Below are 26206 nucleotides of genomic sequence, written 5' to 3'. Positions count from 1 at the left end.
GACATACCCATCGAAATCCCTGTTTGCGCGTTGGATTGCATGGCTCAAAAAGCCAATTGTTGAGTCATTTGCAGTGCGGCGTTTTCCAGCCTGAGCAGGAACGCCTTGCGCGGTTGTCCGCCACCATAACCGGTCAGCGAGCCGTCTGCGCCGATCACTCGGTGGCACGGGACCACGATCGACAGGCGATTGTGCCCGTTGGCCAGGCCGACGGCACGGCTGGCGCCAGGTTTGCCCAGGCCTGCCGCGATGGCGCCGTACGTGCTGGTGTGGCCATAGGGAATTTGCAGCAGCGCCGCCCACACTTCCCGGGCAAAAGCGCTGCCGGGCAGGTGCAGCGGCACGCTGAACTGAGTGAGTTTGCCGGCAAAGTAATCCGCCAGTTGCACCTCGATCTGCTGCAAGTGGGCGTTGTGACCCGGCGCAACCGCGTAGCCATAACGGTCCTGCAGCGCTTCGACTTCACGGGTCAGGGCCGGGCGATCGAGAAATTCCAACAACACCAGCCCACGACGCTCGGCCATGGCGATCATCGGCCCCAGCGGCGTGGTCAGGCGAGTGAACAGCAACGGTTCACTATTGGCCGCGCGGCCCGGGGTGATGTGGAAGGACTTCTGAAACGCATCGCGAAAACCGCTGAGCGACTCGTAGCCGGAGTCGAACGCGGCGTGATCGATCGAAGTGCCTTGCCTGATCCCGCCCAGGGCCATGCCGAGGCGCCGTGTGCGCAGCCAGGCGTGGAAGGTCATGCCGAAATGCTGCTTGAACCAGCGCCGCAGTTTCAGCGGTTCGATACCCTCGGCGAGCAATTGCGCATCGCTCCAGCGCCGTTCGGGATCGGCGTCCACCGCATTGAGCAGGCGCTGCACCCAGTCCGGGGCGATGGCCGCTGCGTCCAGCGGTTTGCAGCGCAGGCAGGCGCGGTAACCGGCGCACAGGCACTCGTCGGCGTGGGCGAAGAATTCGACGTTCTCCGGTTTCGGCTTGCGCGCCGTGCAACTGGGACGGCAAAAGATCCCGGTGGTTTTCACGGCGGTGAAGAACACGCCTTCATAGGCAGTGTCGCGCTCGAGCATGGCGCGAACCATTTCGGCGTGGGGCGGCAGGGCAGCGGCTGGTATGTTCATGACGTGAGAGTAAATCCGCTTTGTCGATGGCTCCACCGAAAAATCGACAGTGAATTTTTTCCCTTGTGCAGCACAATGAGCGGGTCGCCGCTTTCGAGGAAGCCAAACCATGCATCCCTTTTCCATTCAGCACATCGATCACATCGTCCTGCGCGTCGCCGACCTGCAACGCAGCATCGATTTCTACGCCAGGGTGTTCGGCGCCGACGTGGTCAGGCATAACCAGGCGCTGGGGCTGGTGCATTTGCGGGCCGGTACGTCGATGATCGATCTCGTCGATTTGGCGGGCGAACTTGGGCGCAAGGGCGGTGGCGCGGCGCAGGCGCAGCGACGCAATGTCGACCACTTCTGCCTGCGCATCGAACCGTTCGACGAAGCCGCGCTCATCGCTCACCTGCAATCGTTCGGGCTGACCGTTGAACAAGCGGCCAGGCGTTTTGGCGCCGAGGGTTACGGCTTGTCGCTGTACTGTTTTGACCCGGACGGCAATCAGGTCGAACTCAAAGGCCCGTCCGAGAGCGATCAGCCAGCGGTTTCTTGAAGCAGCTGCTCGGCCACTTGCCCGAGGGCCGAACGGCCGTTTTGCGCTTGTTCAGACGCCAGATTGAACAGCGCCAGTTGCCGATCGGCGCTGGTGCCGCTGTCGATGATCGCCCGGGCACGCTCGAACAACTGCGCTGCACCCAGTATCTGCGCCGTCTCGGCAAAGCGCTGCTCGGCCAGCTCCAGCCACTGCGCGAGCGAACAGTCGCCGTCGATGCCTTCGACCAGAAAGCGCGCATGAATCCCCTGATGTTTGGCGCGCCAGCGATTTTCCTCCAGCATCGAACGCGCGGTCTGGTCGTACAGCAAACCGGGCCGCCGCTGCGCACTGGCATGAGCCACCAATACGCGGAAAAACGCCGCCAGGGTCAGCGCATCATCGACCCGAGGGCAAGCGTCGGTCATGCGCAGTTCCAGGGTCGGAAAACGCGCGGCCGGGCGCACGCCCCACCAGCACTCGCCGGGCTGGCTGATCGCGCCGATGCGCGTGAGAAACGCCAAGTGCTCGTCGTAATGGCGCTGATCGGCGAACAGCGGCGGGATGCCCATGCGTGGCCACTCGTCACACACGGTCTGCCGATAGCTCATGAAGCCGCTGGTGGCGCCATCCCAGATCGGCGACGAACAGCTCAGTGCCAACAGCAGCGGCGTCCACGGCAGCACTTCGTTCATCACCGCAATGCGATCCAGCGGCTCTGCCACCTCGACGTGCACATGCAGGCCCGACAGCACGCTGCGGCGGGCGACATGGCCGTAGCGTTCGAACAGATACCGGAAATGGTCCTCGTCGGTCGGAACCTGCTCGCGCCAGTCGGCCAACGGATGACTGCCGGCGCTGAGCATGCCCAGAGCAAATGGCTCCAGGGCCGCGCGCAAGGCCTGACGGCTGCCTCGCAGAAAATCGCTGGCGTGCTCGAAATCGCTGAATACCGGCGAAGCCACTTCGATCTGGCCCTGAAACATCTCCGTGGCAAACCACACACCCAGCGCCGCCCCGCAAGCCTCGATGGCCTGTGGCGGGGGACTGCCGATCATGCGCAGGCTCTGCAGGTCAGTGAGAAAGTACTCTTCCTCAATGCCGAATCGCGGGTGGCTCATGACAGTGCTCGAGCAAGTGTTTCTCTTGAGAACCGTGCGCCGTTGCGGTGGTTCACGCCAGGCGACCAGTGCCCCGCGAATGCACCGTTGGTCTTGTCCATTGCACTTGAGCGGCCAGGACGTTTCCAAACTAGTCCGATCAACGTGTTCTGGAGGCAGACATGAGCAACCCATCCAGCAACGACAAAGCGCTTAACCAAACCGTCAATCCCAACGACGACGGCTTCGCCATCGGCACGGCCGGGCGCGATGAAGACCCCAACGCCACCACCGACTGGGATGTCAGCCGCGATAACGAGGATGTCATGACGCCGGACGATACTCGCGGTCTGCCCGGTTATCCCGGGGCCGAAAAAAACAATCCTTCGAAACCCGTTGTCGACAGCAGCGTACCGGCCAACGGCGATCCATCGGTGCAGAACGACGGCGCTGATTGAGGTGGTCAGCAGTGGCAGGATAATGGCGTCGGTCGAACTTTTCTGATCCGGCGCCACTCTGAACCTGTCATAGGGTCGCAATTCGACAGAAAAAACGCTTCGGCAGGCAGAAAAAGCTGCGTGGCGTGATAAATTCCCCCCACGTCGAGCCCACCCAGAATGGCCCCTGCCGGGTCCCACCAAGAGCGATCTACATGCAAGCAAAGGCCCGTGAGGTTTATGTGCCACCGGTGCTGCAAGATCTGCGGGCCGGCACAGCCGAACTGCACATTGCACTGGAAAAACGCCTTCCTTTTTTCTCCGACACCCTCGATACCCCCGCTTTCGAGCGCTTGATGCAGGCCTATTACGGGTTCTATCAGCCGCTCGAACAGGCGTTGCTCGCCAGTGGCGCGGTCCCGGACGATTTCAATCTGCTGCCTCGTCTGAAGGCTGACACCCTGCGTGCGGACCTGCGCGCACTGGGGGCAACCGCTGATGATTTGCCGCTGTGTGAAGATCTGCCAGTCATTGACTCCAGCGCCGCCAGTCTCGGCGTTTTGTACGTGCTCGAAGGCGCGACTCTCGGCGGGCAGATCCTGCGTCGGGAGATCGCCGCGCGGCTGAATCTGGACGCCGATAATGGCGCTGCTTTCCTCGATGTCTACGGCGCGGCCACCGGGCGGCGCTGGCGCGAGTTCATCGAATACCTGAGCAACCGGCCCATGGCGGCCGGCGAACGCGCGGCCGTGGTCAGCGCAGCACAAATCACATTCAGCTGTTTCGAGCAGTGGCTCGAGCGCCAGGAGGTACTGGCATGAACCCGCAAGACCCACAAGCCTTTGAAGAACTGCTGGCCAACTGTGCCGACGAGCCGATCCGCTTTCCCGGCGCGATCCAGCCCCATGGTCTGCTGCTGACCCTGACCGAGCCTGCGCTGCAGATCATCCAGGTCAGCGCCAACGTCGAAACCCTGCTGGCCCGCGCGCCCGAATCCTTGATCGGCCAGCCGCTGCACAGCCTGATCGGCGCCGAACACACCGCGCAAGTGCTGCAAGCCTTGCAACAGGCGACGTTCTCCGAGGCGGCGCCCCTGCGTTTCGAGCTTAACGGCACTGAATTCGAAGGTTTGCTGCACCGCCATCAGGGCGTGCTGATTCTCGAGCTGGAAATTCACGTGAAGAATTTCCAGCCGCGCAACGTCGCCGGGGTCAATACTCACTTGGGCCGCATGCTCCAGCGCCTGCAAGCGGCGACCACTCTGCAGGCCCTGTACGACATCAGCGTCAAGGAAATCCAGGCGATGACCGGTTACGACCGGGTGCTGATCTATCGCTTTGAGGAGGAGGGCCACGGTCAGGTCATCGCCGAAGCGTCCGATCCATCGATGGAAGTGTTCAACGGCCTGTTCTTCCCGGCTTCGGACATTCCCGAGCAGGCGCGCGAGCTGTATCGCACCAATTGGCTGCGGATCATCCCCAACGCCGATTATCAGCCAGTGCCGCTGGTGCCGAAGCTGCGCCCGGACACGCAGACGCCGCTGGACCTCAGTTTCGCCACGCTGCGCAGCGTCTCGCCGATTCACTGCCAGTACATGAAGAACATGGGCGTGCTGTCGTCGATGAGCATTTCCCTGCTCAAGGGCGACAAGCTCTGGGGCCTGATCAGCTGCGGCAACCGCCAGCCGCTGCACGTGCCGCATGAATTGCGCATGGCTTGCCAGACCATCGGCCAGGTCCTTTCATTGCAGATCAGTGCCATGGAAACCCTTGAACTGACCCGCCAGCGTGAAGAGAAGGTCGAAGCGCTGGCGCGGCTCAATCAGGCGATGGTCGATTCGCCGCAAAATGTTTTCGACGGCCTCGCCCAGCAGCCAGCGACGCTGATGGCGCTGGTCAATGCCGGCGGCATCGCGATCATCGAAGACAAGCAATTGCATCGTTACGGCAACTGCCCTGAACCGGAAGAAATTCGCGCGCTGCACAAGTGGTTGCAGGCGCGCGGCGAGCCGGTGTTTGCCAGCCATCACCTGTCCAGCGTTTATCCGCCGGCGGCGCAGTATCAGTCGGTGGCCAGCGGTGTGCTCGCCATGAGCCTGCCCAAGCCAGTGGACAACGGCGTGTTGTGGTTCCGTCCGGAAGTGAAGGAAAACATCAACTGGAGCGGTGACCCGCGCAAGCCGCTGGATCTGGAAAACTCCGACGCCGGGATGCGCTTGCGTCCGCGTACCTCGTTCGAGATCTGGAAGGTCGAGATGGCCGGGATCTCCACCAAGTGGAGCCATGGTGACCGGTTCGCCGCCAATGACCTGCGCCGTTCGGCGCTGGAAAACGATCTGGCCCGTCAGGTACGTCGTGAGCAGGCGGCGGTGCAGGCGCGCGATGATCTGGTGGCGGTGGTTTCCCACGACCTGCGCAACCCGATGACGGTGATTTCGATGCTCTGCGGCATGATGCAGAAAGCCTTCAGCTCGGAAGGCGCGCACACTTCGCGGCGTATCTCCACTGCAATCGACACCATGCAGCAGGCCACGGCGCGGATGAACACGTTGCTGGAAGACCTGCTCGATACCTCGAAAATCGACGCCGGGCGCTACTCCATCACCCCGCAGGCGCTGGAGGTCGGGCACATCTTTGAAGAGGCCCAAGCGTTGCTGTCGCCGCTGGCCCATGACAAGGACATCAGCATTTCCTTCCAGGCCGATCCTGACCTGCGCATCCACGCCGACCCTGAGCGGTTGTTTCAGGTGCTGTCGAACCTGGTGGGCAACGCCATCAAATTCACCCCGCGCATGGGCACGGTCGGCGTGCACGCCAAATCGGTGGGCGATGAGATTGTATTTATCGTGCGTGACAGTGGCGAAGGCATTCCCAAGGAGCACTTGCCGCATGTGTTTGATCGTTACTGGACGATGAAGGAAGGCAACCCGACCGGCACGGGCCTGGGTTTGTACATCACCCAAGGCATCGTCGAAGCCCATGGCGGGCAGATCGTCGCCGAGAGCGAGCCGGGGCAGGGCAGCGAATTCCGCTTCACCGTGCCGCGCCTGGCCTGATTGCCCCTTGTAGGTTTCGATCGTTCCCACGCTCTGAATGGGACGCAGAGCGTCCCGGGCTGCATTCCCACGCAGAGCGTGGGAACGATCAGATTTGCAGCCTCAGGGTCATTTTCTTCAATACCGCAAATCCCCCGCTTGCTACCGTAGCCACCTCGTTCCTCGTTTGAAGCAGGTGTGCAATGAGTCTGATTCTTTCCATGGCGGCGTTTGCCCTCGCCGCATCCATCACGCCGGGGCCGGTCAATATCGTCGCCTTGAGTTCAGGCGCGCAGTACGGTTTCCGCGCCAGCCAACGGCACGTGGCCGGGGCGACGCTGGGTTTTGTGCTGTTGCTGGTGCTGATGGGCCTGGGCCTGCATGAGGTCTTGCAGTTGTGGCCATTCATGACCCGCGTGGTGCAATGGGCCGGGGTGGCGTTTCTGTTGTTCATGGCCTGGAAACTGGCCAGCGATGACGGCCAGTTGCACGCCAGCGAGTCCGGCCGCGCGCCGTCGCTGCTCTATGGCGCGGTGATGCAATGGCTCAACCCCAAGGCCTGGCTGGCATGCGTGGCCGGCATGGGCGCGTTTGTCGCTGATGGCGAGGCGCGGCTGGTCTGGCAGTTTGCGGCGGTGTATCTGGTGATCTGCTATCTGTCGGTGGGCTGCTGGGCGTATGCCGGGACGTTCTTGCGCGGGTATCTGAGCAATGCAGCGGGGATGCGCTGGTTCAATCGATTGATGGCGTTGTTGCTGGCGGTGAGTGCGCTTTATTTGCTGTTCACTTGATTCACAGGCCCACCACAACCCCCTGTGGGAGCGAGCCTGCTCGCGAATACGATGGATCAGTCAGTGAAGTGTTGAATGACACACCGCTTTCGCGAGCAGGCTCGCTCCCACAAGGGGGGCTGGGTTCAACTTCGAGTATGAAGTCAGCCGCGATACTGCCCCGGCGTTGCCGCCAGATGCTGTTTGAACGCTCGCTGAAAATGCGCCTGATCGGCAAACCCGGCCTGGAGCGCGACGTCGGCAATCAACTGGCCGCTGCGCAAGCGCTCGCGGGCGAACTGGATGCGCTGGTTGACCAGGAAGGCATGGGGCGTCATCCCGTAACGCTGCCTGAACGCACGAATCAGGTATGACGGCGATAGTTGCGCCGCCGCGCAAATTGCCTCGAGGCTCAGCACTTCGGTGCAATGTCCACGGATGAAATCAGCGGCGCGCTCCAGCTTGAAATTCGGCTCGGCAACGGGCTCGTCCGCTGGATTCAGGCGGACCTGCAAATCACTGAAAAACTCAACCGCTGCGCTGTGTTTCGCCAGCGCCTCCACCTGGTCGTCGAGCAGAACCTCATACAACCCCATCAATTTGCCAAACAGCTCGGCATCAGTCAGATGCGTGTCGGAAAATCGGCGAAATTCCAGCTCCCCGGCAAACCCCAATTGATGCTGCAAATCCGTCAGCCACGGCGTTTCGACATACAACATCACATACGACCAAGGCTGATCATCGATCGGATTGCAGGCATGCACATCGCCGGGATTCATCAGCACCACGGTGCCAGCCGCCACCTCAAATTGCGCCTGCTCATGCACATAGGTACTGCGCCCGGCGGTGATCGCGCCGATGGAAAAATGCGCATGGGAATGCCGCGCATAACAGACTTCACGCCCATCCGCGATGGCCCGCGCTTCGATGAAGGGCAGGGCGTCGTCGCGCCAGAAGCGCGGGGCTTTCTCGGGGTTTTTCGCTGTGGGGTGTTTCATCGTGATCGTCCCGGCAGGTCAGCGTCTGAGTGTATTAGCTCTGGCCGGTGAATGCCCGTTGCAGTGTCGCCACATCAAGCTTTTTCATCTGAAACATCGCCTGCATTGCAGCACCGACTGTTATAGGCTCTGGGGGCATGACACCACGAGCGCGATGGAGCTGAACCATGACTGCATTTACCGGCGGATGCCTGTGCGGCGATGTGCGTTTTCAAGCCTCTGGCGAGCCTTACCGGGTTGGATTGTGCCATTGCCTGGACTGTCGCAAGGTCCACGGCGCGCTGTTTCATGCCTCGGCGATTTTTCCTGAGGACGCGGTGACCATCAGCGGTGAAACCCATGAGTATCAAGGGCGGCACTTTTGTCCGCGCTGTGGTTCTTCGGTGTTCAACCGCAGTGGTGATGAGGTCGAGGTGAACCTCGGCGCGCTGGATGCGCCGGATCAGTTGAAGCCGACCTATGAGAGCTGGATTGTGCGGCGTGAATCGTGGTTGCCGGATTTTCCGCTGGCCAGGCATTACCGTGGTGATCGTGAACGCAAAGGGCGGGCAGAGGGGTAGGGGATTGATTCAGCCTTCAGCACGCTTGCAATTTCTGTGGGAGTGAGCTTGCTCGCGATAGCTATCTCAGAGATACGAGTGTGCAGCGGATCTACCCTGATCCCTGTGGGAGCTTGCTTGCCAGCGATGGCGGCCTTCCAGCCGACCAGTCTCTGACGGGTATACCCAATTTCAACTGTGGGAGCGAGCCTGCTCGCGAAGGCGTTGGGTCAGTCAATACGTAAGTGGCTGAACGAACGCTTTCGCGAGCAGGCCCGCTCCCACAATTTGTTTTGTGGTGTCCGCTGCTATGGGTACATCCTCAGCTCTGTTAGCCGCGAATAAACGCCAACAAATCCGCATTGATGGTTTCAGCCTGCGTCGTCGGCATGCCATGCGGGAAGCCGGGATACGACTTCAGTGTGCCGTTGGGCAGCAGTTTCGCCGATAACGGTGCGGAGTTGGCGTAGGGCACGATCTGGTCATCCTCGCCGTGCATGACCAGCACCGGCACGGTGACTTTTTTCAGGTCTTCGGTGAAGTCGGTCTGCGAGAACGCGACGATGCCGTCGTAATGCGCCTTGGCGCCGCCGATCATGCCCTGGCGCCACCAGTTGGCGATGATCCCTTCCGCCGGCTCGGCGCCCGGGCGGTTGTAGCCGTAGAAGGGGCCGCTCGGCACATCGCGATAGAACTGTGCGCGATTCGCCGCCAACTGCGCTTGAAAGCCATCGAACACCGATTTCGGCAAACCGCCCGGGTTGCTTTCGGTCTGCACCATCAGCGGTGGTACGGCGCTGATCAATACCGCTTTGCTGACCTTGTCCTGACCATGTCGGGCAATGTAGTGGATCACTTCGCCGCCGCCGGTGGAGTGGCCGACGTGCACAACGTTGCTCGTACCCAGATGATTGACCACTGCCAGCACATCGTCGGCGTAGTGATCCATGTCATGGCCGTCCCAGACCTGGCTGGATCGGCCATGCCCGCGTCGATCATGAGCAATCACCCGAAAGCCCTGCGCGAGAAAGAACAGCATCTGCGCATCCCAGTCATCGGAACTGAGCGGCCAGCCGTGGTGGAAGTGGATTACCGGCGCGTCGCGCGGGCCCCAGTCCTTGTAGAAGATATCGACGCCGTCTCGAGTGGTGACAAAGCCCATATTCGTTACTCCTGACCTGTGATGGACAACCGCGATGTACGCGGACCGTTTGCGCAGAGGTACGACGACTCAGTGCGAGCCGTTATCAACTGTAGGAGCAATGCCGGGGTCTGCATGACCGCTGGTCACAACGTCTGGCTTCAAGCGCAAATTAGGCTTTGCTGAAAGGGATAAGCGCGGGCTTCCGTAGGTTTTTCCGACCACAGCGACGCCCCTTCGCACCCCCGTGAGCCTGAGGAAATCCGCCGATGCTGACCCTGAATATCAATGGCAAGGATCAGGAGCTCGATGTCCCCGCCGACATGCCGCTGCTCTGGGTTCTGCGCGATGTCGCGCACCTGACCGGGACCAAGTTCGGTTGCGGCATGGCCCAGTGCGGCGCCTGCACCGTGCACGTTGATGGCGCGCCTTTGCGCTCCTGTATCACCCCGGCGACTGCCGTCGCCCACGGGCAGAAAATCCTCACCATCGAGGGCTTGTCCAGTGATGGCTCGCACCCGGTTCAGCAGGCCTGGGCCGAGCTGGATGTGGTGCAGTGCGGTTATTGCCAGTCAGGGCAGATCATGTCCGCCGCCGCATTGCTGGCGAAAATTCCCAAGCCCACCGACAGCGATATCGATCAGGCGCTCTCCGGCAATATCTGCCGCTGCGGCACCTATCCGCGCATACGCGCTGCGGTCAAACGCGCCGCCGAAATCGGCTGAGTCATTCTCTGGGAGAGGAACGATGAACAGTCCCGTATCGCGTCGCGGGTTTCTCAAGGGCAGCGCACTGTTAAGCGGCGGCTTGATGGTGGCGTTCGTGGTACCCGGGGCCAATCGCTTTGCCCGCGCGGCAGAAAATCAGAACAAGACCTTCGCGCCCAACGCGTTCCTGCGCATCGCGGCGGACAACAGCGTCACCGTGCTGCTCGGCCATTCGGAAATGGGCCAGGGCATCTGGACCGGCCTGACCATGCTGATCGCCGAAGAACTGGACGCCGACTGGTCGAAAATCAGCGTGCAACACTCGCCAGCCTCGGCGGCCGATTACGGCTTGCCGGCGTTTGGCGGCATGCAGATCACCGGCGGCTCGACGTCGACCTGGATGGAATTCGACCGCTACCGACTGGCCGGGGCGACGGCGCGGCAGATGCTGGTGGAAGCGGCTGCGAAACGCTTCGACGTCGCGCCGTCGACGATTCGCACGGAGTCCGGCGTGGTGATCGCCGGAGACCAACGCGCGACCTACGGCGAACTGGCCGATGCCGCCGGGCAACTGCCGGTGCCGGATCCGAAAACCATCACTTTCAAGGAAGCCAAGGACTGGAAAGTCATCGGCAAACCGACCAAGCGCCTCGACACCCCGGAGAAAATCACCGGCCGCGCCAAGTTCGGCATGGACGTGCAGTTCGAAGGCCTGATGACCGCAATGGTCGCCCGCGCCCCGGTGTTCGGTGCCACGGTGAAATCCTTCGAAGGCGCCGCAGCGCTGGCGATTCCCGGCGTGCACAAGGTGGTGCAGGTGCCCAGCGGAGTAGCGGTGGTGGCCGAGCATTTCTGGGCGGCGAAGCTGGGCCGTGATGCGCTGAAGGTCGATTGGGATCTTGGGCCGCTGGCCGACATGAGCAGTGAAAAACTGCTGGAGAGTTTCCGCAAACTGGCAGCGACGCCGGGTACTTCCGCCACGCAGGCGGGGGACGCCAAGGCCAATTTCGGCAAAGCCGCGAAGAAAATCGAGGTCGAATACAGCGTGCCTTACCTGGCCCACGCGCCGATGGAACCGCTCAATTGCACGGTGAAAATCAGCGCCGGCAAATGCGAGATCTGGACCGGCACGCAGTTTCAGACCCTCGACCAAATGGTCGCCAGTAAGATCACCGGGCTCAAGCCCGAGCAGGTCGAAATTCACACGGAATTTCTCGGCGGTGGCTTCGGTCGCCGTGCCAATCCGACTTCGGATTTCGTCGCCGAAGCCGTGCAAGTGGCGAAAGCAGCGGGCTTGCCGGTGAAAACTGTGTGGGCGCGCGAGGATGACATTCGCGGCGGCTACTACCGCTCGATGTATCTGCACAAGGCGCAGGTCGGGCTGGGCGCTGATGGTTTGCCGATGAGCTGGCAGCATGTGCTGGTGGGGCAGTCGATCATGGCCGGGACGATGCTTGAGGCGACGATGGTCAAGAACGGCATCGATGCCACCTCGGTCGAGGGCGTGGCCGACAGTCCGTACATCAAGGATCTGCCTCATCATCAGGTCGACCTGCATTCGCCGCAGACCGGCATCAATGTGTTGTGGCTGCGTTCGGTGGGCCATACCCACACGGGTTTCGTCATGGAATCGCTGATCGATGAACTGGCGACGGCGGCGGGCAAGGATCCGGTGGAGTACCGGCGAACGCTGCTCAAGGCGCACCCGCGCCACCTCGGCGTGCTCAATCTGGCGGTGGAGAAGGCCAATTGGGGCGCACCGTTGCCGGACGGGCATGCTCTGGGCGTGGCGGTACACGAGTCGTTCGGCAGCTATGTGGCGCAGGTCGCCGAGGTGTCGCAGGACAATCTGGCGATCCGCGTGGATCGGGTGGTCTGCGCGGTGGACTGCGGCATTGCAGTGAATCCGCAGAGCATCGCCGCGCAGATGGAATCGTGCATCACCTTCGGTCTCGGCATGGCGTTGCACAGCAAACTCACCGTCAAGGACGGCGGCGTCGTGCAGTCCAACTATCACGATTATCAGGTGTTGCGGCTCAACGAAATGCCGGTGGTGGAAGTGCATATCGTCCCCAGCAGCGAAAAACCCGGCGGCATCGGTGAGCCCGGTGTTCCACCGACCGCGCCGGCCGTGGCCAACGCCGTGTTCGCCTTGACCGGGCAACGCCTGCGCGAACTGCCACTGCAACTGTCGGGGGTGTGAGATGAAACGACATCTTGTGTTGGGCACCGTCGTGTTGCTCGGTCTCGGTGGCTACGCCTCGGACCTGTTTGCCGAGGATCAGGAAGCTCTGAAAGCCTTTGGCACGGTGCAGAAAGTCTTTCAGAGCCCGCGCTGCCAGAATTGCCACATTCCCGGCGATTCGCCGTTGCAGTTCGACGCCGGCATCCCGCACGCGATGAATGTGGTGCGCGGCATGGACGGCAAGGGCGCTGCCGGTTTGCCCTGCGCGACCTGCCACGCCGAAAGCAACCCGCCGGCCAGTTACGGCCCTCATGCGCCGCCGGGTGCGCCGCACTGGAGCCTACCGCCGGCGGCGCACAAAATGGCCTGGATCGGCCTGCCATCGGACAAGCTCTGCGCGATGATCAAGGACCGCGCGAGCAATGGCGACCGGGATTTCGCCGCGCTGTTAAAACACGTCAGCGAAGACAAACTGGTGCTCTGGGGCTGGAATCCCGGGGCAGGGCGCGCACCGGTGCCAGTGCCGCACGATATTTTCGTCGCGCAATTCAAACTCTGGGCCGATGCCGGCGGGCCGTGTCCGGTGGCGCAAATGTGAAGCCTCGGCGATTTAGCGCTACGCTCAACGCATGACTGTCTACGGAGTGTGCGCATGCTGGTGCCCGGAAAGCCTGCCAATGAAGCTGCACGTATCGACGCGCTGCATGGCCTGAATCTCAATTCGGAGCCAGAGGAACGTTTCGATCGCCTTACGCGCTTGGCCAAGCGTTTGTTCAACGTGCCGATCGCTCTGGTCACGCTGGTCGACAAGGATCGCCAATGGTTCAAGTCCTGTGTGGGGCTGGATGCCACCGAGACGTCCCGCGATGTCTCGTTCTGCGGTCATGCGATTCTGCAGAACGAGCTGATGCTGGTCCCCGATGCGCTGGAAGATCTGCGCTTCCATGACAATCCGCTGGTTACCGGCGCGCCGAATATTCGCTTTTACGCCGGGTACCCACTGACCGTGCCGGACGGTAACAAAATGGGCACCTTGTGCCTGATTGATACCAAACCTCGCCATCTCGATGACGAAGAGCGCGCGCTGCTGCGTGACCTCGCGGAGATGGCCGAGCAAGAGTTGATGGCGGTGCAGATGGCGAGCATGGATGAGTTGACGCTGCTGTCCAATCGCCGTGGTTTCAAGCAACTGGCCCAGCATGCACTGGATGCGTGCGCGCGCCTGAACCGGCCGGCGACGCTGCTGTTTTTCGACCTCAACGACTTCAAGCAGATCAACGATCTGTACGGCCATGCCGAAGGCGACAGTGCGCTGAAGACCTTCGCCGATGTGTTGCGCATTGCCTTTCGTGAAAGCGACGTGGTCGGACGCCTGGGCGGCGATGAGTTTGTCGCGTTGCTGACCGGCTCCAGCCACGTTGAAACCACGCGGATCATGGCGCGGCTCAAGGAAATCCTCGAAGAGCGCAACGCCACACTGCACCGCGGTTACGCGATTCGCTTCAGCGTCGGCCAGATCGAATACGACCCCACGCGCCACGAAACCGTTGATCGGCTGCTGGCCGATGCGGATGGCGCGATGTATGCGCACAAGCAAGCTCTGAAAGGCTGCTAGCACCGCCACCATCGCTGGCGAGCCAGCTCCCACAGACTCCCTTGAATCCCGTGGGAGCGGGCTTGCCCGCGATGGCGGTGGGTCAGGCAATTTGATGCTGGCTGATCGAATGTCTTCGCGAGCAGGCTCGCTCCCACAGGTTTCGATGGCGCGGAGAATTTTTCAGTTCAGCACCATCTCTGTGGGAGCGAGCCTGCTCGCGAAGGCGTCAGCCGATTCATCGCCGGATTCGCCAGTGCTCAGCGCTTGGGCGGGCTCAGCTTCTGGTAAAACGCCAGCCATTTCTCGTGACTGGCCGCGGCATCCTCGAGTTCGGGCATGCGCAACGCGTCTTGCAAGGCTTTCGCTTCATAAGCATCGAACAGATGCCGGACGGCGGTGCTGGCAATGGCGTTGACTCTGTTGGAGGCGAAGGTATCGGGCACGGCGGTGCGTGCCTGTTGCGCCAGTGGTGCGCCCTCAATATCGAGGCGAGTAATGAACGCCTTGCAGGTGGCGTTCAAGCGAGGCTTGGAGCCGTTTTTATAGGCTTCGGCGTCGAGGGGCAGCGTTTTCGCCGCTTCTTTCGCCACCGATGGTTTGAGTAATGCAATGTCGATATCGCGACGCAGCACCACTTCATCTCTGCTGGTGAAAATCTCGAAGACTCTGGTTGGCCGCCCATGCAGCAGTGCCAATATGCCAAACGGCGCCGTGCCGGCCTTGGCAAGTTTGTCCGTGGCTGCCGATACTGGCCGCAGCGCGAGCAATTCCAGCGTGTTGTCTTCGAGGTCGAGCCGTTGCGCCAACGGCAACCGGCAGAACGCTTCCTTGAGAATCGCGACATGCGCGTCCTTCATATGCTTGAGGCGCGCCGCCAGCGCTGCATGAAAAGCGCTTGCCACGTTGTTCAGTCTGGGCAGCGAGGCAATCATCGATGGCAGTTGCAATTGTGCATTGCTCGATTGCCATCCCTGCATGTCACCCGTTAGCTTGCCGGCAATGTGTAATTGGCTCAGGGAATAATGTGGCCCGGTTGTATCAGCGTCCGAGGCTGGAACAAACAGTGCCTTCTCTGTCAGGTGAGGGGAATCAGCGAAGATCTTGCGCAGATCCGCGAGGGCAATAGTGGCGGGGGTGGGCGGTGACGACTGGAAGGCCCGGCGGTAAAAATCGTAAATCAGACGATTGTGGTTGCGAAAGAGCAGATCGGCTTGCTTGAGCGTGGCGGCGTCATAGACCGTGACTTGAAAGTCGGCATCGCGCTGGATCAGCCCTCGTGCAACCGCCCAGTCCACTACGACCGAGGCACACGGCTCCTCGCGCAGAAACTTGTAGAAATCAGCCGGCGCCGGGCCTTTCGTCAGCTCGCGCAATTGCTCGTAGGTCATCAAGCGCGCCGCGCCCGGCAGGCGTCTTTCGATATACAGCACGACCTGTTTCAGCCTCACCCAGCGCAGGCAACTCATATAAGGCAGTGATCGAGGAATGCCCCGGATGAGAAACTCCGGCGAGATGCCGGACAATAACAGGTGGGTCGCCAATGTCTTGTTCTTGACCAGTGCGAGTTGGGGTTGCCGGTCGATGAACCGGCGCACTTCGTCATAACTGTCGCCCCAGAAATCACTGCCCTCCAGGCGCTGGGCGACGATTCGGTTTATGTCTTCACCGGCGCTCGGTTCCAGGCTGAGAATCAATGCAGCGAGCAACAGGCGCTCGCGGTTGGTGGCCAGAAGGCGTTTTTTGTGAGACGGCGCTCCGAGGTTCTTCACCAACTGATTGCCCAGCGTCCGTGCGCGCGACGTGATCAGGATACGACTGATCAGGTAGTCGGCTTTTGCCTTGAGGGTATTGAGCGGCAGATCGGTGTCGACCCCTTCACTGAGGTAGTCGATCAGTGGCGGCGAGTCTTCGGGCAAAAAAGCCTGGGTGGTGTCGATGATGCTCTGACGTTGCTGCGCGGTGAACCGCTCGGTCTTCGTCCAGGGTTGACCCAGCAGATACCACTGATTCATGTGCCCGGGACGCATGTGCAGATTGATCTTGTCCCATTTCGCCAGGGAGAGGGCTTGCTCGACAGTTTTTGGCGACGGTAGCTCGTAGAAACGCAACATTTGCCCGAGGGTGACTTTACCGCTCGAGCGCAGGGCGCCGCCGGCTTCGCCTGCCTGAGCTTTAAGCTGGTCGCGATGAAGTTTCAGATCGGAATGCTTTTCCACTTCAGTCGTCAGGTTGACCCAGCCTTTGGCGCTGGCCGTGCCGACATGACCGGACTCGGTCACCAGCAATGGACTGTCGGCGGGCAACCCGTGCTGTTGCAAGATGGCTTGAAAATCCGCATTGGAGCTGAATATCTGCAAGCGCTCCTGGCCCAGCGCCATCTGCACCGCGAGCGTGGAATCCGGATGGGGCTCGCTGAATTCCTCGTAATCGATTCTGGCTTTGGGTGCCTTGTTCCAGCTCAAAACTTCCAGGCGTCGCCCAATATGCCGGACGTCCTCCAGATCGCCGAAGTCTTCGCGATAGCTGCGGATAGGGGTGCCGGTCTGCACGTAGTCACTGACGTAGGGCAGCTCAGGCCAACTGTGCTGTCGCAGGCGTTGCGCAAGCGCTTTGGCTTGTCCCGCATCTTCCGGCAGCGCAAATTCATAGCGACGCAGCAGCTCGCCCAATTTCAGACGCGGGCCTCTGACAGGAGCGGAAACAGAGGCCGAAGCAAGCGTTACCGGCGTATCGAGAAAGCCTCGTTGCTCAAACGGATCGCTCGCCAGCAACACCGCATCGATCCGATCGGCGATCGCCCGAAAGTCCTCCAGTTGCGCGTTGCGTTCCTTCACCACAGCCGACGTGCTGTGGCCGTTTTCATCGATGGCAGCCAGCCCGCTTTTCTTCAGTTCGGTGAGGATGACGCGGGCCTGAATCTGGTTTTGCGGTTCCGGGTAACCGTAGAACGCCAGCACCACTTGCCGTGGAAAGCGATACAGCGGGTTGGCGGACTTGCCGCCGATATAAGGCAGGCCCAACCCGGCAGGGTCGATGCGTTGGGAAATCGATTGCAGCATCGGCGCCACCTGCCACCAGCCAGAGTCGTCCTCCAGGGTGAAGGTGCGTACGTCGGAGGTGCCATTCGCTGGTGTGCGCGCTTGCAGAACGTCGCCTTTGATTTGCAAGGTATCCAGGTCGATGTGAAAGCGACTGGCCCAGTCGAGAAACTCAGGGCGTTCGAGGGCGGTCCAGTAAAGCTCCATCCATTCGCGCAGCAGGCATGGACGAGGAACCTCCAGCGTGCGCGCCGGCGTGGCGGCGGTGACCACCGGTACGGCGGTCAATTCTGCGATGAGATTGTGGATCAGCGTCTGTTCATGTACCGGTGTGTCGTTCATCTGCGCCTCCCTGGCGGCTGATAAGCATCGAGCGCCGAGTATCAAAGGCAGGGCAGGGTCGGTGGCGGTACATATGTAGTGCGGCAACCGTTCTGCAGGCATAAAAAAACCCGCCGGATCCGGCGGGTTTTTCTATTGGCTACAGGAAGATCACTCTTCGATGTTGCCCATCGCGGTGGTGTTGAAGCCGCCGTCGACGTACATGATTTCACCGCTGATGCCCGACGCCAGGTCGGAGCACAGGAAGGCGCCGGCGTTGCCGACTTCTTCGATGGTGACGTTGCGGCGCAGCGGAGTCTGCGCTTCGTTGGCAGCCAGCATCTTGCGGAAGTTCTTGATGCCGGAAGCGGCCAGGGTGCGGATCGGGCCAGCCGATACGCAGTTGACGCGGGTGCCGTCCGGACCGAGGGAACCGGCCAGGTAACGGACGCCGGCTTCCAGCGAGGCCTTGGCCATGCCCATCACGTTGTAGTTCGGCATGGTGCGCTCAGCGCCCAGGTACGACAGGGTCAGCAGGCTGCCGTTGCGGCCTTTCATCATTTCGCGACCGGCTTTGGCCAGGGCCACGAAGCTGTAGGCGCTGATGTCGTGAGCGATGCGGAAACCTTCACGGGTAGTGGCTTCGGTGAAGTCGCCGTCCAGTTGGTCGCCCGGGGCGAAGCCGACGGAGTGCACGATGCAGTCCAGGCCGTCCCACTTCTTGCTCAGTTGTTCGAAGACCTTGGCGATTTCTTCATCGCTGGCCACGTCGCACGGGAAGCACAGCTCAGGGCTCGAACCCCAGCCTTGTGCGAATTCTTCGACGCGACCCTTGAGTTTGTCGTTCTGATAAGTGAAGGCAAGCTCAGCGCCCTCGCGATGCATGGCGGCAGCGATGCCGGATGCGATGGACAGCTTGCTGGCGACACCGACGATCAGTACGCGCTTACCGGCGAGAAAACCCATGTGTTGCTCCTCTTTCAGGTTATTGCGCAGTGGCTGGTGCCAGAAAAGCGGCTTCCAGCAACTGCTGTGTATACGGATGTTGGGGGGCGGCAAAGATACTTTGCGCGTCTCCCTGTTCGACCACTTGGCCATGCTTGACCACCATCAACTGGTGGCTCAGCGCTTTGACGACAGCCAGGTCATGGCTGATGAACAAATACGTCAGGTTGTACTTGGCTTGCAGTGAACGCAACAGCTCCACCACTTGCCGCTGCACCGTGCGGTCGAGCGCCGAAGTCGGCTCGTCCAGCAGGATCAGCGCCGGTTTCAGCACCAAGGCCCGGGCAATGGCGATTCGCTGCCGTTGCCCTCCGGAAAATTCGTGGGGGTAGCGGTGCCGGGTTTCCGGATCCAGACCTACCTCCTTCAATGCCGCAATGATCGCCGCTTCCTGTTCGGTCGCGGTGCCCATCTTGTGTATCCGCAGGCCTTCGCCAACGATGTCATTGACGCACATGCGCGGGCTCAGGCTGCCAAACGGGTCCTGAAACACCACCTGCATCTCCCGCCGCAGCGGGCGAACCTCACTCTGCGTCAGGCAGTCTAGCTGCTTGCCTTCAAAGCGGATCGCGCCTTTGCTGCCGATCAGCCGCAAAATCGCCAGACCAAGGGTGGATTTGCCGGAACCGCTTTCGCCGACGATCCCCAGGGTCTGCCCCTGCGGCAGGCTGAAATTGATGCCGTCCACTGCCTTGACGTAATCCACCGTGCGCTTGAGCAGGCCTTTCTTGATCGGGAACCAGACTTTGAGGTCCTCGACTTCGAGCAGCGGCGCGCCGATTTCATTGCTCGCCGGGCCGCCGCTGGGCTCCGCGCCGAGCAATTCCCGAGTGTACGGATGCTGCGGCGAACGGAACAGCTCTGCGCACGATGCCTGTTCGACGATGCAACCGCGCTGCATGACACATACGCGATGCGCAATTCTTCGCACCAGGTTCAAATCGTGACTGATCAGTAGCAGCGACATGCCCAATCGAGCCTGAAGATCCTTGAGCAAATCGAGGATTTTCAGCTGAACGGTCACGTCCAGCGCGGTGGTCGGTTCGTCGGCAATCAGCAATTCCGGCTCGTTGGCCAGGGCCATGGCGATCATCACCCGCTGCCGCTGGCCGCCGGACAGTTCATGGGGCAGGGCCTTGAGACGCTTGTGCGGCTCGGGGATGCCGACCATCTCCAGCAGCTCCAAAGTGCGCTTGGTTGCGACTTTGCCGCTGAGGCCCTTGTGGATGCCGAGCACTTCGTTGATCTGCTTCTCGATCGAATGCAGCGGATTCAACGAGGTCATCGGCTCCTGAAAGATCATCGCGATGCGGTTGCCACGAATGTGGCGGATGGTCTTCTCGCTCAAATCCAGCAGGTTCTGCCCGGCGTAATTGATGCTGCCGGCCGGATGCCGCGCCATGGGGTAGGGCAGCAGGCGCAGGATCGAATGCGCCGTGACCGATTTGCCCGAGCCTGATTCACCAACCAGCGCCAGGGTTTCGCCGCGCTTGATGTCGAAGCTCACGCCCTCGACCACGCGGTGGACGCGCTCGCCGAAACCGAACTCGACGGCGAGGTCACGCACTTCGATCAGATTGTCCTGATTCATTTCACTTCCTCGGGTCGAAGGCATCGCGAGCGGACTCGCCGATAAACACCAGCAGGCTCAACATCAGCGCCAGCACGGCAAACGCGCTCATGCCCAGCCAAGGCGCCTGCAAATTGGATTTGCCTTGCGCGACCAGTTCGCCCAGCGACGGACTGCCGGCCGGCAAGCCGAAGCCGAGGAAGTCCAGCGCGGTCAGGGTGCCGATGGCGCCGGTGAGGATGAACGGCATGAAGGTCATGGTCGAGACCATGGCGTTGGGCAGGATGTGGCGGAACATGATCGCGCCGTTCTGCATGCCCAGCGCGCGGGCGGCGCGCACGTATTCCAGATTGCGCCCGCGCAGGAACTCGGCGCGCACCACATCGACCAGGCTCATCCACGAGAACAGCAGCATGATGCCCAGCAGCCACCAGAAATTCGGCTGGACGAAACTGGCGAGGATGATCAATAGATACAGCACCGGCAGCCCCGACCAGATCTCGAGAAAACGTTGCCCGGCGAGATCGACCCAGCCGCCGTAGAACCCCTGTAGCGCTCCGGCAATCACGCCGATGATCGAGCTCAGCACGGTCAGCGTCAGCGCAAACAGCACGGAAATGCGGAAGCCATAGATCACCCGCGCCAACACGTCGCGGCCCTGATCGTCGGTGCCCAGCAGGTTGTCCGCCGAGGGGGGCGCCGGGGCCGGGACTTTCAGGTCGTAGTTGATGCTCTGGTAGCTGTAGGGGATCGGCGCCCACAGAATCCACGCGTCCTTGGCCTTGAGCAGTTCGCGGATGTACGGACTCTTGTAGTTGGCTTCCAGCGGGAATTCGCCGCCGAACGCGGTTTCCGGGTAGCGCTTGATCGCCGGGAAATACCAGTTGTTGTCGTAATGCACGACCAGCGGCTTGTCGTTGGCAATCAGCTCGGCGCCCAGGCTCAGGCCGAACAGGATCAGAAACAGCCACAGCGACCACCAGCCACGCTTGTTGGCCTTGAACAGTTCGAAGCGCCGGCGGTTGAGAGGGGACAGGTTCATCTCAATGCTCCCGGCTGGCGAAGTCGATACGCGGATCGACAAAGGTGTAGGTCAGGTCGCCGATCAGTTTCACCACCAGCCCGAGCAGGGTGAAGATGAACAGCGTGCCGAACACCACCGGGTAATCGCGATTGATCGCCGCCTCGAAACTCATCAGGCCGAGGCCATCGAGAGAGAAGATCACTTCCACCAGCAGGGAACCGGTGAAGAAGATGCCGATGAATGCCGACGGAAAACCGGCAATCACCAGCAGCATGGCGTTGCGGAACACGTGGCCGTAAAGCACGCGATGGCGGGTCAGACCCTTGGCCTTGGCCGTGACCACGTACTGTTTGTTGATTTCGTCGAGAAAGCTGTTCTTGGTCAACAGGGTCATGGTCGCGAAGTTGCCGATCACCAGCGCCGTCACTGGCAATGCCAGGTGCCAGAAATAATCGAGGATCTTGCCGCCCAGGCTCAGCTCATCGAAGTTATTCGAAGTCAGCCCGCGCAGGGGGAACCAGTCCAGATAACTGCCGCCGGCAAATACCACGATCAGCAGGATCGCAAACAGAAACGCCGGGATCGCATAGCCGACGATGATCGCCGAACTGGTCCAGACATCGAAGTGGCTGCCGTGCCGCGTGGCCTTGGCGATGCCCAGCGGGATCGACACCAGATACATGATCAGCGTGCTCCACAGCCCCAGCGAGATCGACACCGGCATCTTTTCCTTGATCAGGTCGATGACCTTGGCGTCGCGGAAGAAACTGTCGCCGAAATCCAGCTGCGCGTAGTTCTTGACCATGATCCACAGACGTTCCGGGGCCGATTTGTCGAACCCGTACATGTGCTCGATTTCCTTGATCAGCGCCGGGTCCAGCCCCTGCGCACCACGGTAGGACGAGCCGGCCACCGCGACCTCGGCACCGCCGCCGGCAATCCGGCTGGTAGCGCCTTCGAAACCTTCGAGCTTGGCGATCATCTGCTCGACCGGCCCGCCGGGCGCGGCCTGGATGATCACGAAGTTGATCAGCAGGATGCCGAACAGGGTCGGGATGATCAGCAGCAGTCGCCGAAAGATATACGCCAGCATCTGATTACTCCGTGCCCGCAGGGTCGGCTTGCAGTTGGGTTTCGACTTCTACGGCAGGCTTGGCGTCAGGCTTGACCCACCAGGTGTTGATGCCGATGTCGTACTTGGGCGAGGTTTTCGGGTGGCCTATATGATTCCAGTAAGCCACGCGCCAGCTCTTGATGTGCCAGTTCGGCACCACGTAGTAGCCCCATTGCAGTACGCGATCCAGCGCGCGGGCGTGGGCCACCAGACTTTTGCGCGAGTCGGCGTTGATCAGGCTTTCCACCAGTTGGTCAACGGTCGGGTCTTTGAGGCCCATGCTGTTGCGGCTGCTCGGTTTGTCGGCGGCGGCGCTCATCCAGTATTCGCGCTGCTCGTTGCCCGGAGAGTTGGACTGGGGAAAGCTGCCGACCATCATGTCGAAATCCCGCGAGCGCACGCGGTTGATGTACTGCGAGACGTCGACGCGGCGGATCACCAGATCGATGCCGAGGTCGCTGAGGTTGCGCTTGAACGGCAGCAGCACCCGTTCGAATTCGGTCTGGGCGAGGAGGAATTCGATCACCACCGGTTTGCCGGTGGCGTCGACCATTTTGTCATCGACGATTTTCCAGCCGGCCTCTTGCAGCAGTTGATAGGCCTCACGCTGCTGGGTGCGGATCATGCCGCTGGCGTCGGTCTTGGGATTTTCGAAGGCTTCGCTGAATACCTGAGCCGGCAGTTTGCTGCGGAACGGTTCGAGGATCTTCCGTTGCTCGGCGTCGGGCAGGCCGGTGGCGGCCATTTCCGAGTTCTCGAAGTAACTGCGGGTGCGCACGTAGGCGCCGTTGAACAATTGCTTGTTGGTCCATTCGAAATCGAACAGCAGCCCGAGAGCCTGACGCACGCGCACATCCTGGAACACCGGGCGGCGCAGGTTGAACACGAAGCCTTGCATGCCGGTCGGGTTGCTGTTGGGGATCAGTTCCTTGATCAAACGGCCCTCGGTGACCGCCGGAACGTTATAGGCGCTGGCCCAGTTCTTCGCGGTCATCTCCAGCCAATAATCGAACTGCCCGGCCTTCAGCGCTTCGAGGGCGACGGTGTTGTCGCGGTAGTAGTCGGTGGTCATCGTGTCGAAGTTGTAGAAGCCACGGTTGACCGGCAAGTCCTTGCCCCAGTAATCCTTGACCCGTTCGTAACGTACCGAACGGCCGGCCTTCACTTGGGTGACCTTGTACGGGCCGCTGCCCAGCGGGATTTCCAGATTGCCCTTGTTGAAGTCGCGGCTGGCCCACCAGTGTTTCGGCAGGACCGGCAACTGGCCGAGGATCAGCGGCAGCTCGCGGTTGTTGCTGTGCTTGAACTTGAACAAGACCTTCAGCGGGTCTTCGGCGATGGCTTCGGCGACGTCGTTGTAATAGCCGCGAAACATCGGCGAGCCTTCCTTGGTCAACGTCTCGAAGCTGAACACCACGTCTTCGGCGCGCACCGGGTGGCCGTCGTGGAAGCGTGCTTCCGGGCGCAGGTAGAAGCGCACCCAACTGTTGTCGTCGGCTTTTTCGATCTTGCTGGCAATCAGGCCGTACTCGGTGAACGGCTCGTCGAGGCTGTGTTTGGTCAGGGTGTCGTAGATCTGGCCGATGTCATCGGCGGGCACGCCTTTGTTGATGAACGGGTTGAGGCTGTCGAAGCCGCCGAACCCGGCCTGACGAAACACGCCGCCCTTGGGCGCATCGGGATTCACATAGTCAAAATGCTTGAAATCGGCCGGGTATTTCGGCGGCTCGTTGTACAGGGTCACGGCGTGTTGCGGGGCGGCCCAGGCCAGCCCGGCGAACAGCAAGCCGCTGGCCTGCACGAGCAGGGTGCGAACAGCGTTCATCGATCTTTCTCCGAAGACTTCAGCCACCATGCGCTCAGGCCCAGGGTGTAGGGCGGCGTGGTGACAAAGGCCAACCGGTTGCGGTAGGCCAGACGGTGATAATTGAGGTACCAGTTGGGAATGCTGTAGTGCTGCCAGAGCAGCACGCGGTCGAGCGCCTTGCCGGCGGCGACCTGCTCGTCGCGGGTGCGCGCGGCGAGCAATTGTTCGAGCAGGTGATCGACCACCGGGTTGGCGATGCCCGCGTAATTCTTGCTGCCCTTGACGTTTACCTGGCTGGAGTGGAAGTACTGCCACTGCTCAAGACCGGGGCTTAAGGTCTGGCCGAGGGTCATCGAGATCATGTCGAAATCGAATTGGTCGAGGCGCTGTTTGTACTGGGCGCGATCGACGGTACGCAGGCGCGCGTCGATGCCGATGCTGTTGAGATTCTCGATGTACGGCTGATAAAGCCGCTCCAGGCTCGGATTGACCAGCAGCAGTTCGAAACGCAGCGGTCGGCCGTCTTTGTCTTGCAGGCGCTGGCCGTGGAGCTTCCAACCGGCCTCGGCGAGCAGGGCGAGGGCTTTACGCATGGTCTCGCGCGGGATGCCACGGCCGTCGGTTTTCGGCAGGGTGAACGGCTCGGTGAACAGCCGGGCTGGCAACTGCTCTTTGTAAGGCTTGAGCATCAGCCATTCATGCCCGACCGGCAAACCCGAGGCGCTGAATTCACTGTTGGGATAGTAGCTGGTGGTGCGTTTATAGGCATCGCTGAACAGCGCGCGGTTGGTCCATTCGAAGTCGAACATCAGACCCAACGCTTCGCGCGTCCTGACATCGGCGAAGGTCGCGCGGCGGCTGTTCATGAACAGGCCCTGAGTCTGGGTCGGGATCTGATGCGGGATCTGCACCTTGATCACTTCGCCACGACGTACAGCAGGGAAGTTGTAACCGTTGACCCAGTTCTTCGCCTGATGCTCGATGTAGATGTCGAACTCACCGGCCTTGAACCCTTCGAAGGCGACATCGCTGTCGCGGTAGAACTCGACTTCCATGCGATCGAAGTTGTACTTGCCGCGATTGACCGGTAAGTCCTTGCCCCAGTAATCCTTGACCCGCTCGAAAATCAGCTGCCGACCCGGCGTGACCGACGTGATGCGGTACGGCCCGCTACCCAGCGGCGGTTCGAAGGTGGTGGCTTTGAAGTCGCGGTCTTTCCAGTAATGCTGCGGCAGTACCGGCAATTCGCCCAGGCGCAGGATCAACAGCGGATTGCCCGAGCGCTTGAACACGAAACGAATGCGCTGCTTGTTGAGGATGTCGACCCGCAGCACTTCCTGCAGGGCCGTGCGATACAGCGGATGACCGTCCTTGAGCAGCGTTCGATAGGAGAACGCCACGTCGTAGGCGGTGACAGGCGCGCCGTCGTGAAAGCGCGCTTCGGGGCGCAAATTGAAGACGACCCAGCTGCGATCTTCGCTGTACTCCACCGATTGTGCGATCAACCCGTAACTCGACGCGGGTTCGTCGCCGGACGGCGAATACTGCCCGGTGCCAACCATCAGCGGCTCGTTGAGCTCGTTGATGCCGTACTGGAGAAAATTGGCGGTGGTGACCGGGCTGGTGCCCTTGAAAGTGTACGGATTGACCGTATCGAAGGTGCCGAACGCCATCACCCGCAACGTACCGCCCTTGGGCGCTTGCGGGTTGACCCAGTCGAAGTGGGTAAATCTGGCCGGGTACTTGAGCGTGCCGAACTGCGCATAACCGTGACTTTCGGTAATCGTCGCGCTTGCGGGTGAGCTCAAGGCCAGGCTGATCAGGAGCAGGGAGAGGGCACGCTTCAAGTCAGATCCGATCCAGCGGCTTGGGCTTTGTGGGCCGTACAGTAACAGCTTGTCTGGACAGGAAAAAGATGCGGGTTAATGCCGGGTTAATCGCTACACGATGTTGAGCTGATTTGTTCCTGTGGTGAGGGGATTTATCTGCGGCGAGGAGGATTTATCTGTGGCGAGGGGATTTATCCCCGCTGGGACGGCGCAGCAGTCCCCCTTCTTCAAGATGCCGAAAAAAACGGGGTCGCTGCGCACCCCAGCGGGGATAAATCCCCTCGCCACAGTGTTTCGCCTGGCACAAAGCAATCGGCAATAAAAAGCCCCTGAATTCAGGGGC

At 61.2% G+C, this 26206-nt stretch carries 21 protein-coding genes; 10 read left to right on the top strand and 11 right to left on the bottom strand.

Annotated features, from left to right (window positions below):
• Positions 1 to 44 precede the first annotated feature (44 nt).
• A complete protein-coding gene (locus J5M66_RS04775) occupies positions 45 to 1127 on the bottom strand; it encodes a trifunctional transcriptional activator/DNA repair protein Ada/methylated-DNA--[protein]-cysteine S-methyltransferase (RefSeq protein ID WP_123441700.1) in 1083 nt (360 codons plus the stop codon).
• A 109-nt stretch (positions 1128 to 1236) separates the two neighbouring features.
• Between J5M66_RS04775 and J5M66_RS04770 the strand changes: the two genes are divergently transcribed.
• Entirely contained in the window at positions 1237 to 1668 is a 432-nt protein-coding gene (locus J5M66_RS04770; RefSeq protein WP_123441699.1) for a VOC family protein, read from the top strand.
• On the opposite strand, the gene J5M66_RS04765 is transcribed toward J5M66_RS04770, so the two are convergent.
• Positions 1650 to 2768 (bottom strand): carboxylate-amine ligase, encoded by a 1119-nt coding sequence (locus J5M66_RS04765; RefSeq protein WP_123441698.1) that lies wholly within the window; start codon positions 2766 to 2768, stop codon positions 1650 to 1652. The two genes, J5M66_RS04770 and J5M66_RS04765, sit on opposite strands and share 19 nt — an antisense overlap.
• Before the next feature lie 161 nt (positions 2769 to 2929).
• On the opposite strand from J5M66_RS04765, the gene J5M66_RS04760 reads away from it, so the two are divergent.
• The 4 genes from J5M66_RS04760 (at position 2930) to J5M66_RS04745 (ending at position 7009) form a co-directional block, all read left to right on the top strand.
• Positions 2930 to 3205: a hypothetical protein gene (locus J5M66_RS04760; protein ID WP_071171834.1), complete on the top strand. Its 276-nt coding sequence runs from the start codon at positions 2930 to 2932 to the stop codon at positions 3203 to 3205.
• A gap of 194 nt (positions 3206 to 3399) precedes the next feature.
• Positions 3400 to 4005, top strand: coding sequence for a biliverdin-producing heme oxygenase (locus J5M66_RS04755; protein ID WP_123441697.1), 606 nt, complete (start codon positions 3400 to 3402; stop codon positions 4003 to 4005).
• Positions 4002 to 6239, top strand: coding sequence for an ATP-binding protein (locus tag J5M66_RS04750; RefSeq protein WP_073475323.1), 2238 nt, complete (start codon positions 4002 to 4004; stop codon positions 6237 to 6239). Before J5M66_RS04755 ends, J5M66_RS04750 begins: the two co-directional genes overlap by 4 nt.
• A 182-nt stretch (positions 6240 to 6421) precedes the next feature.
• On the top strand, positions 6422 to 7009 hold the full coding sequence (locus J5M66_RS04745) for a LysE family translocator (RefSeq protein ID WP_206420572.1): 588 nt from the start codon (positions 6422 to 6424) through the stop codon (positions 7007 to 7009).
• Positions 7010 to 7152: 143 nt separating this feature from the next.
• On the opposite strand, the gene J5M66_RS04740 is transcribed toward J5M66_RS04745, so the two are convergent.
• A complete protein-coding gene (locus J5M66_RS04740; RefSeq protein WP_206420571.1) occupies positions 7153 to 7986 on the bottom strand; it encodes an AraC family transcriptional regulator in 834 nt (277 codons plus the stop codon).
• A gap of 167 nt (positions 7987 to 8153) precedes the next feature.
• Here J5M66_RS04740 and J5M66_RS04735 point away from each other — a divergent pair, with 167 nt between their 5' ends.
• Positions 8154 to 8546, top strand: a complete 393-nt coding sequence (locus J5M66_RS04735; RefSeq protein ID WP_206420570.1) for a GFA family protein — start codon at positions 8154 to 8156, stop codon at positions 8544 to 8546.
• A gap of 310 nt (positions 8547 to 8856) precedes the next feature.
• On the opposite strand, the gene J5M66_RS04730 is transcribed toward J5M66_RS04735, so the two are convergent.
• On the bottom strand, positions 8857 to 9687 hold the full coding sequence (locus J5M66_RS04730; RefSeq protein ID WP_122746957.1) for an alpha/beta hydrolase: 831 nt from the start codon (positions 9685 to 9687) through the stop codon (positions 8857 to 8859).
• A gap of 248 nt (positions 9688 to 9935) precedes the next feature.
• Here J5M66_RS04730 and J5M66_RS04725 point away from each other — a divergent pair, with 248 nt between their 5' ends.
• The 4 genes from J5M66_RS04725 to J5M66_RS04710 are packed head-to-tail and all read left to right on the top strand — an operon-like array spanning position 9936 to position 14173.
• Positions 9936 to 10391, top strand: coding sequence for a (2Fe-2S)-binding protein (locus J5M66_RS04725; RefSeq protein WP_007937751.1), 456 nt, complete (start codon positions 9936 to 9938; stop codon positions 10389 to 10391).
• A gap of 22 nt (positions 10392 to 10413) precedes the next feature.
• A complete protein-coding gene (locus tag J5M66_RS04720) occupies positions 10414 to 12576 on the top strand; it encodes a xanthine dehydrogenase family protein molybdopterin-binding subunit (protein WP_207807313.1) in 2163 nt (720 codons plus the stop codon).
• A 1-nt stretch (position 12577) separates the two neighbouring features.
• Positions 12578 to 13156, top strand: coding sequence for a hypothetical protein (locus tag J5M66_RS04715; protein ID WP_016774149.1), 579 nt, complete (start codon positions 12578 to 12580; stop codon positions 13154 to 13156).
• Positions 13157 to 13210: 54 nt separating this feature from the next.
• A complete protein-coding gene (locus tag J5M66_RS04710) occupies positions 13211 to 14173 on the top strand; it encodes a sensor domain-containing diguanylate cyclase (RefSeq protein WP_123441689.1) in 963 nt (320 codons plus the stop codon).
• Positions 14174 to 14412: 239 nt separating this feature from the next.
• Here the strand turns inward: J5M66_RS04710 and J5M66_RS04705 are convergent, their stop codons facing one another.
• The 7 genes from J5M66_RS04705 to J5M66_RS04675 all read right to left on the bottom strand — a co-directional run bounded on the left by J5M66_RS04705 (position 14413) and on the right by J5M66_RS04675 (position 25881).
• Positions 14413 to 17535, bottom strand: coding sequence for a hypothetical protein (locus J5M66_RS04705; protein ID WP_207807312.1), 3123 nt, complete (start codon positions 17533 to 17535; stop codon positions 14413 to 14415).
• A 150-nt stretch (positions 17536 to 17685) separates the two neighbouring features.
• Entirely contained in the window at positions 17686 to 18480 is a 795-nt protein-coding gene (fabI, locus tag J5M66_RS04700) for an enoyl-ACP reductase FabI (RefSeq protein ID WP_014339032.1), read from the bottom strand.
• A 19-nt stretch (positions 18481 to 18499) separates the two neighbouring features.
• Positions 18500 to 20110 carry an ABC transporter ATP-binding protein gene (locus J5M66_RS04695; protein WP_039763245.1) on the bottom strand — a complete coding sequence of 537 codons (1611 nt, stop codon included), beginning with the start codon at positions 20108 to 20110 and terminating at the stop codon, positions 18500 to 18502.
• Position 20111: 1 nt separating this feature from the next.
• Positions 20112 to 21131: an ABC transporter permease gene (locus J5M66_RS04690; RefSeq protein ID WP_016774153.1), complete on the bottom strand. Its 1020-nt coding sequence runs from the start codon at positions 21129 to 21131 to the stop codon at positions 20112 to 20114.
• Between the two features lies 1 nt (position 21132).
• A complete protein-coding gene (locus tag J5M66_RS04685) occupies positions 21133 to 22206 on the bottom strand; it encodes a microcin C ABC transporter permease YejB (protein ID WP_016774154.1) in 1074 nt (357 codons plus the stop codon).
• 4 nt (positions 22207 to 22210) lie between these two features.
• Positions 22211 to 24052 carry an extracellular solute-binding protein gene (locus tag J5M66_RS04680; protein WP_122506907.1) on the bottom strand — a complete coding sequence of 614 codons (1842 nt, stop codon included), beginning with the start codon at positions 24050 to 24052 and terminating at the stop codon, positions 22211 to 22213.
• The gene (locus tag J5M66_RS04675; protein WP_207807311.1) at positions 24049 to 25881 is read right to left on the bottom strand and encodes an extracellular solute-binding protein; all 1833 of its coding nucleotides are present in this window, start codon (positions 25879 to 25881) and stop codon (positions 24049 to 24051) included. The genes J5M66_RS04680 and J5M66_RS04675 overlap by 4 nt, the downstream gene beginning before the upstream one ends.
• Between the last annotated feature and the right edge of the window lie 325 nt (positions 25882 to 26206).

Origin of the sequence: Pseudomonas sp. 67(2021) (assembly GCF_017491835.1) — a bacterium.
Taxonomy (GTDB): Bacteria; Pseudomonadota; Gammaproteobacteria; order Pseudomonadales; family Pseudomonadaceae; genus Aquipseudomonas; species Aquipseudomonas atacamensis.
Note: the sequence above shows the minus strand (reverse complement) of the source record. Positions and strands in the feature narration are given on the sequence as shown.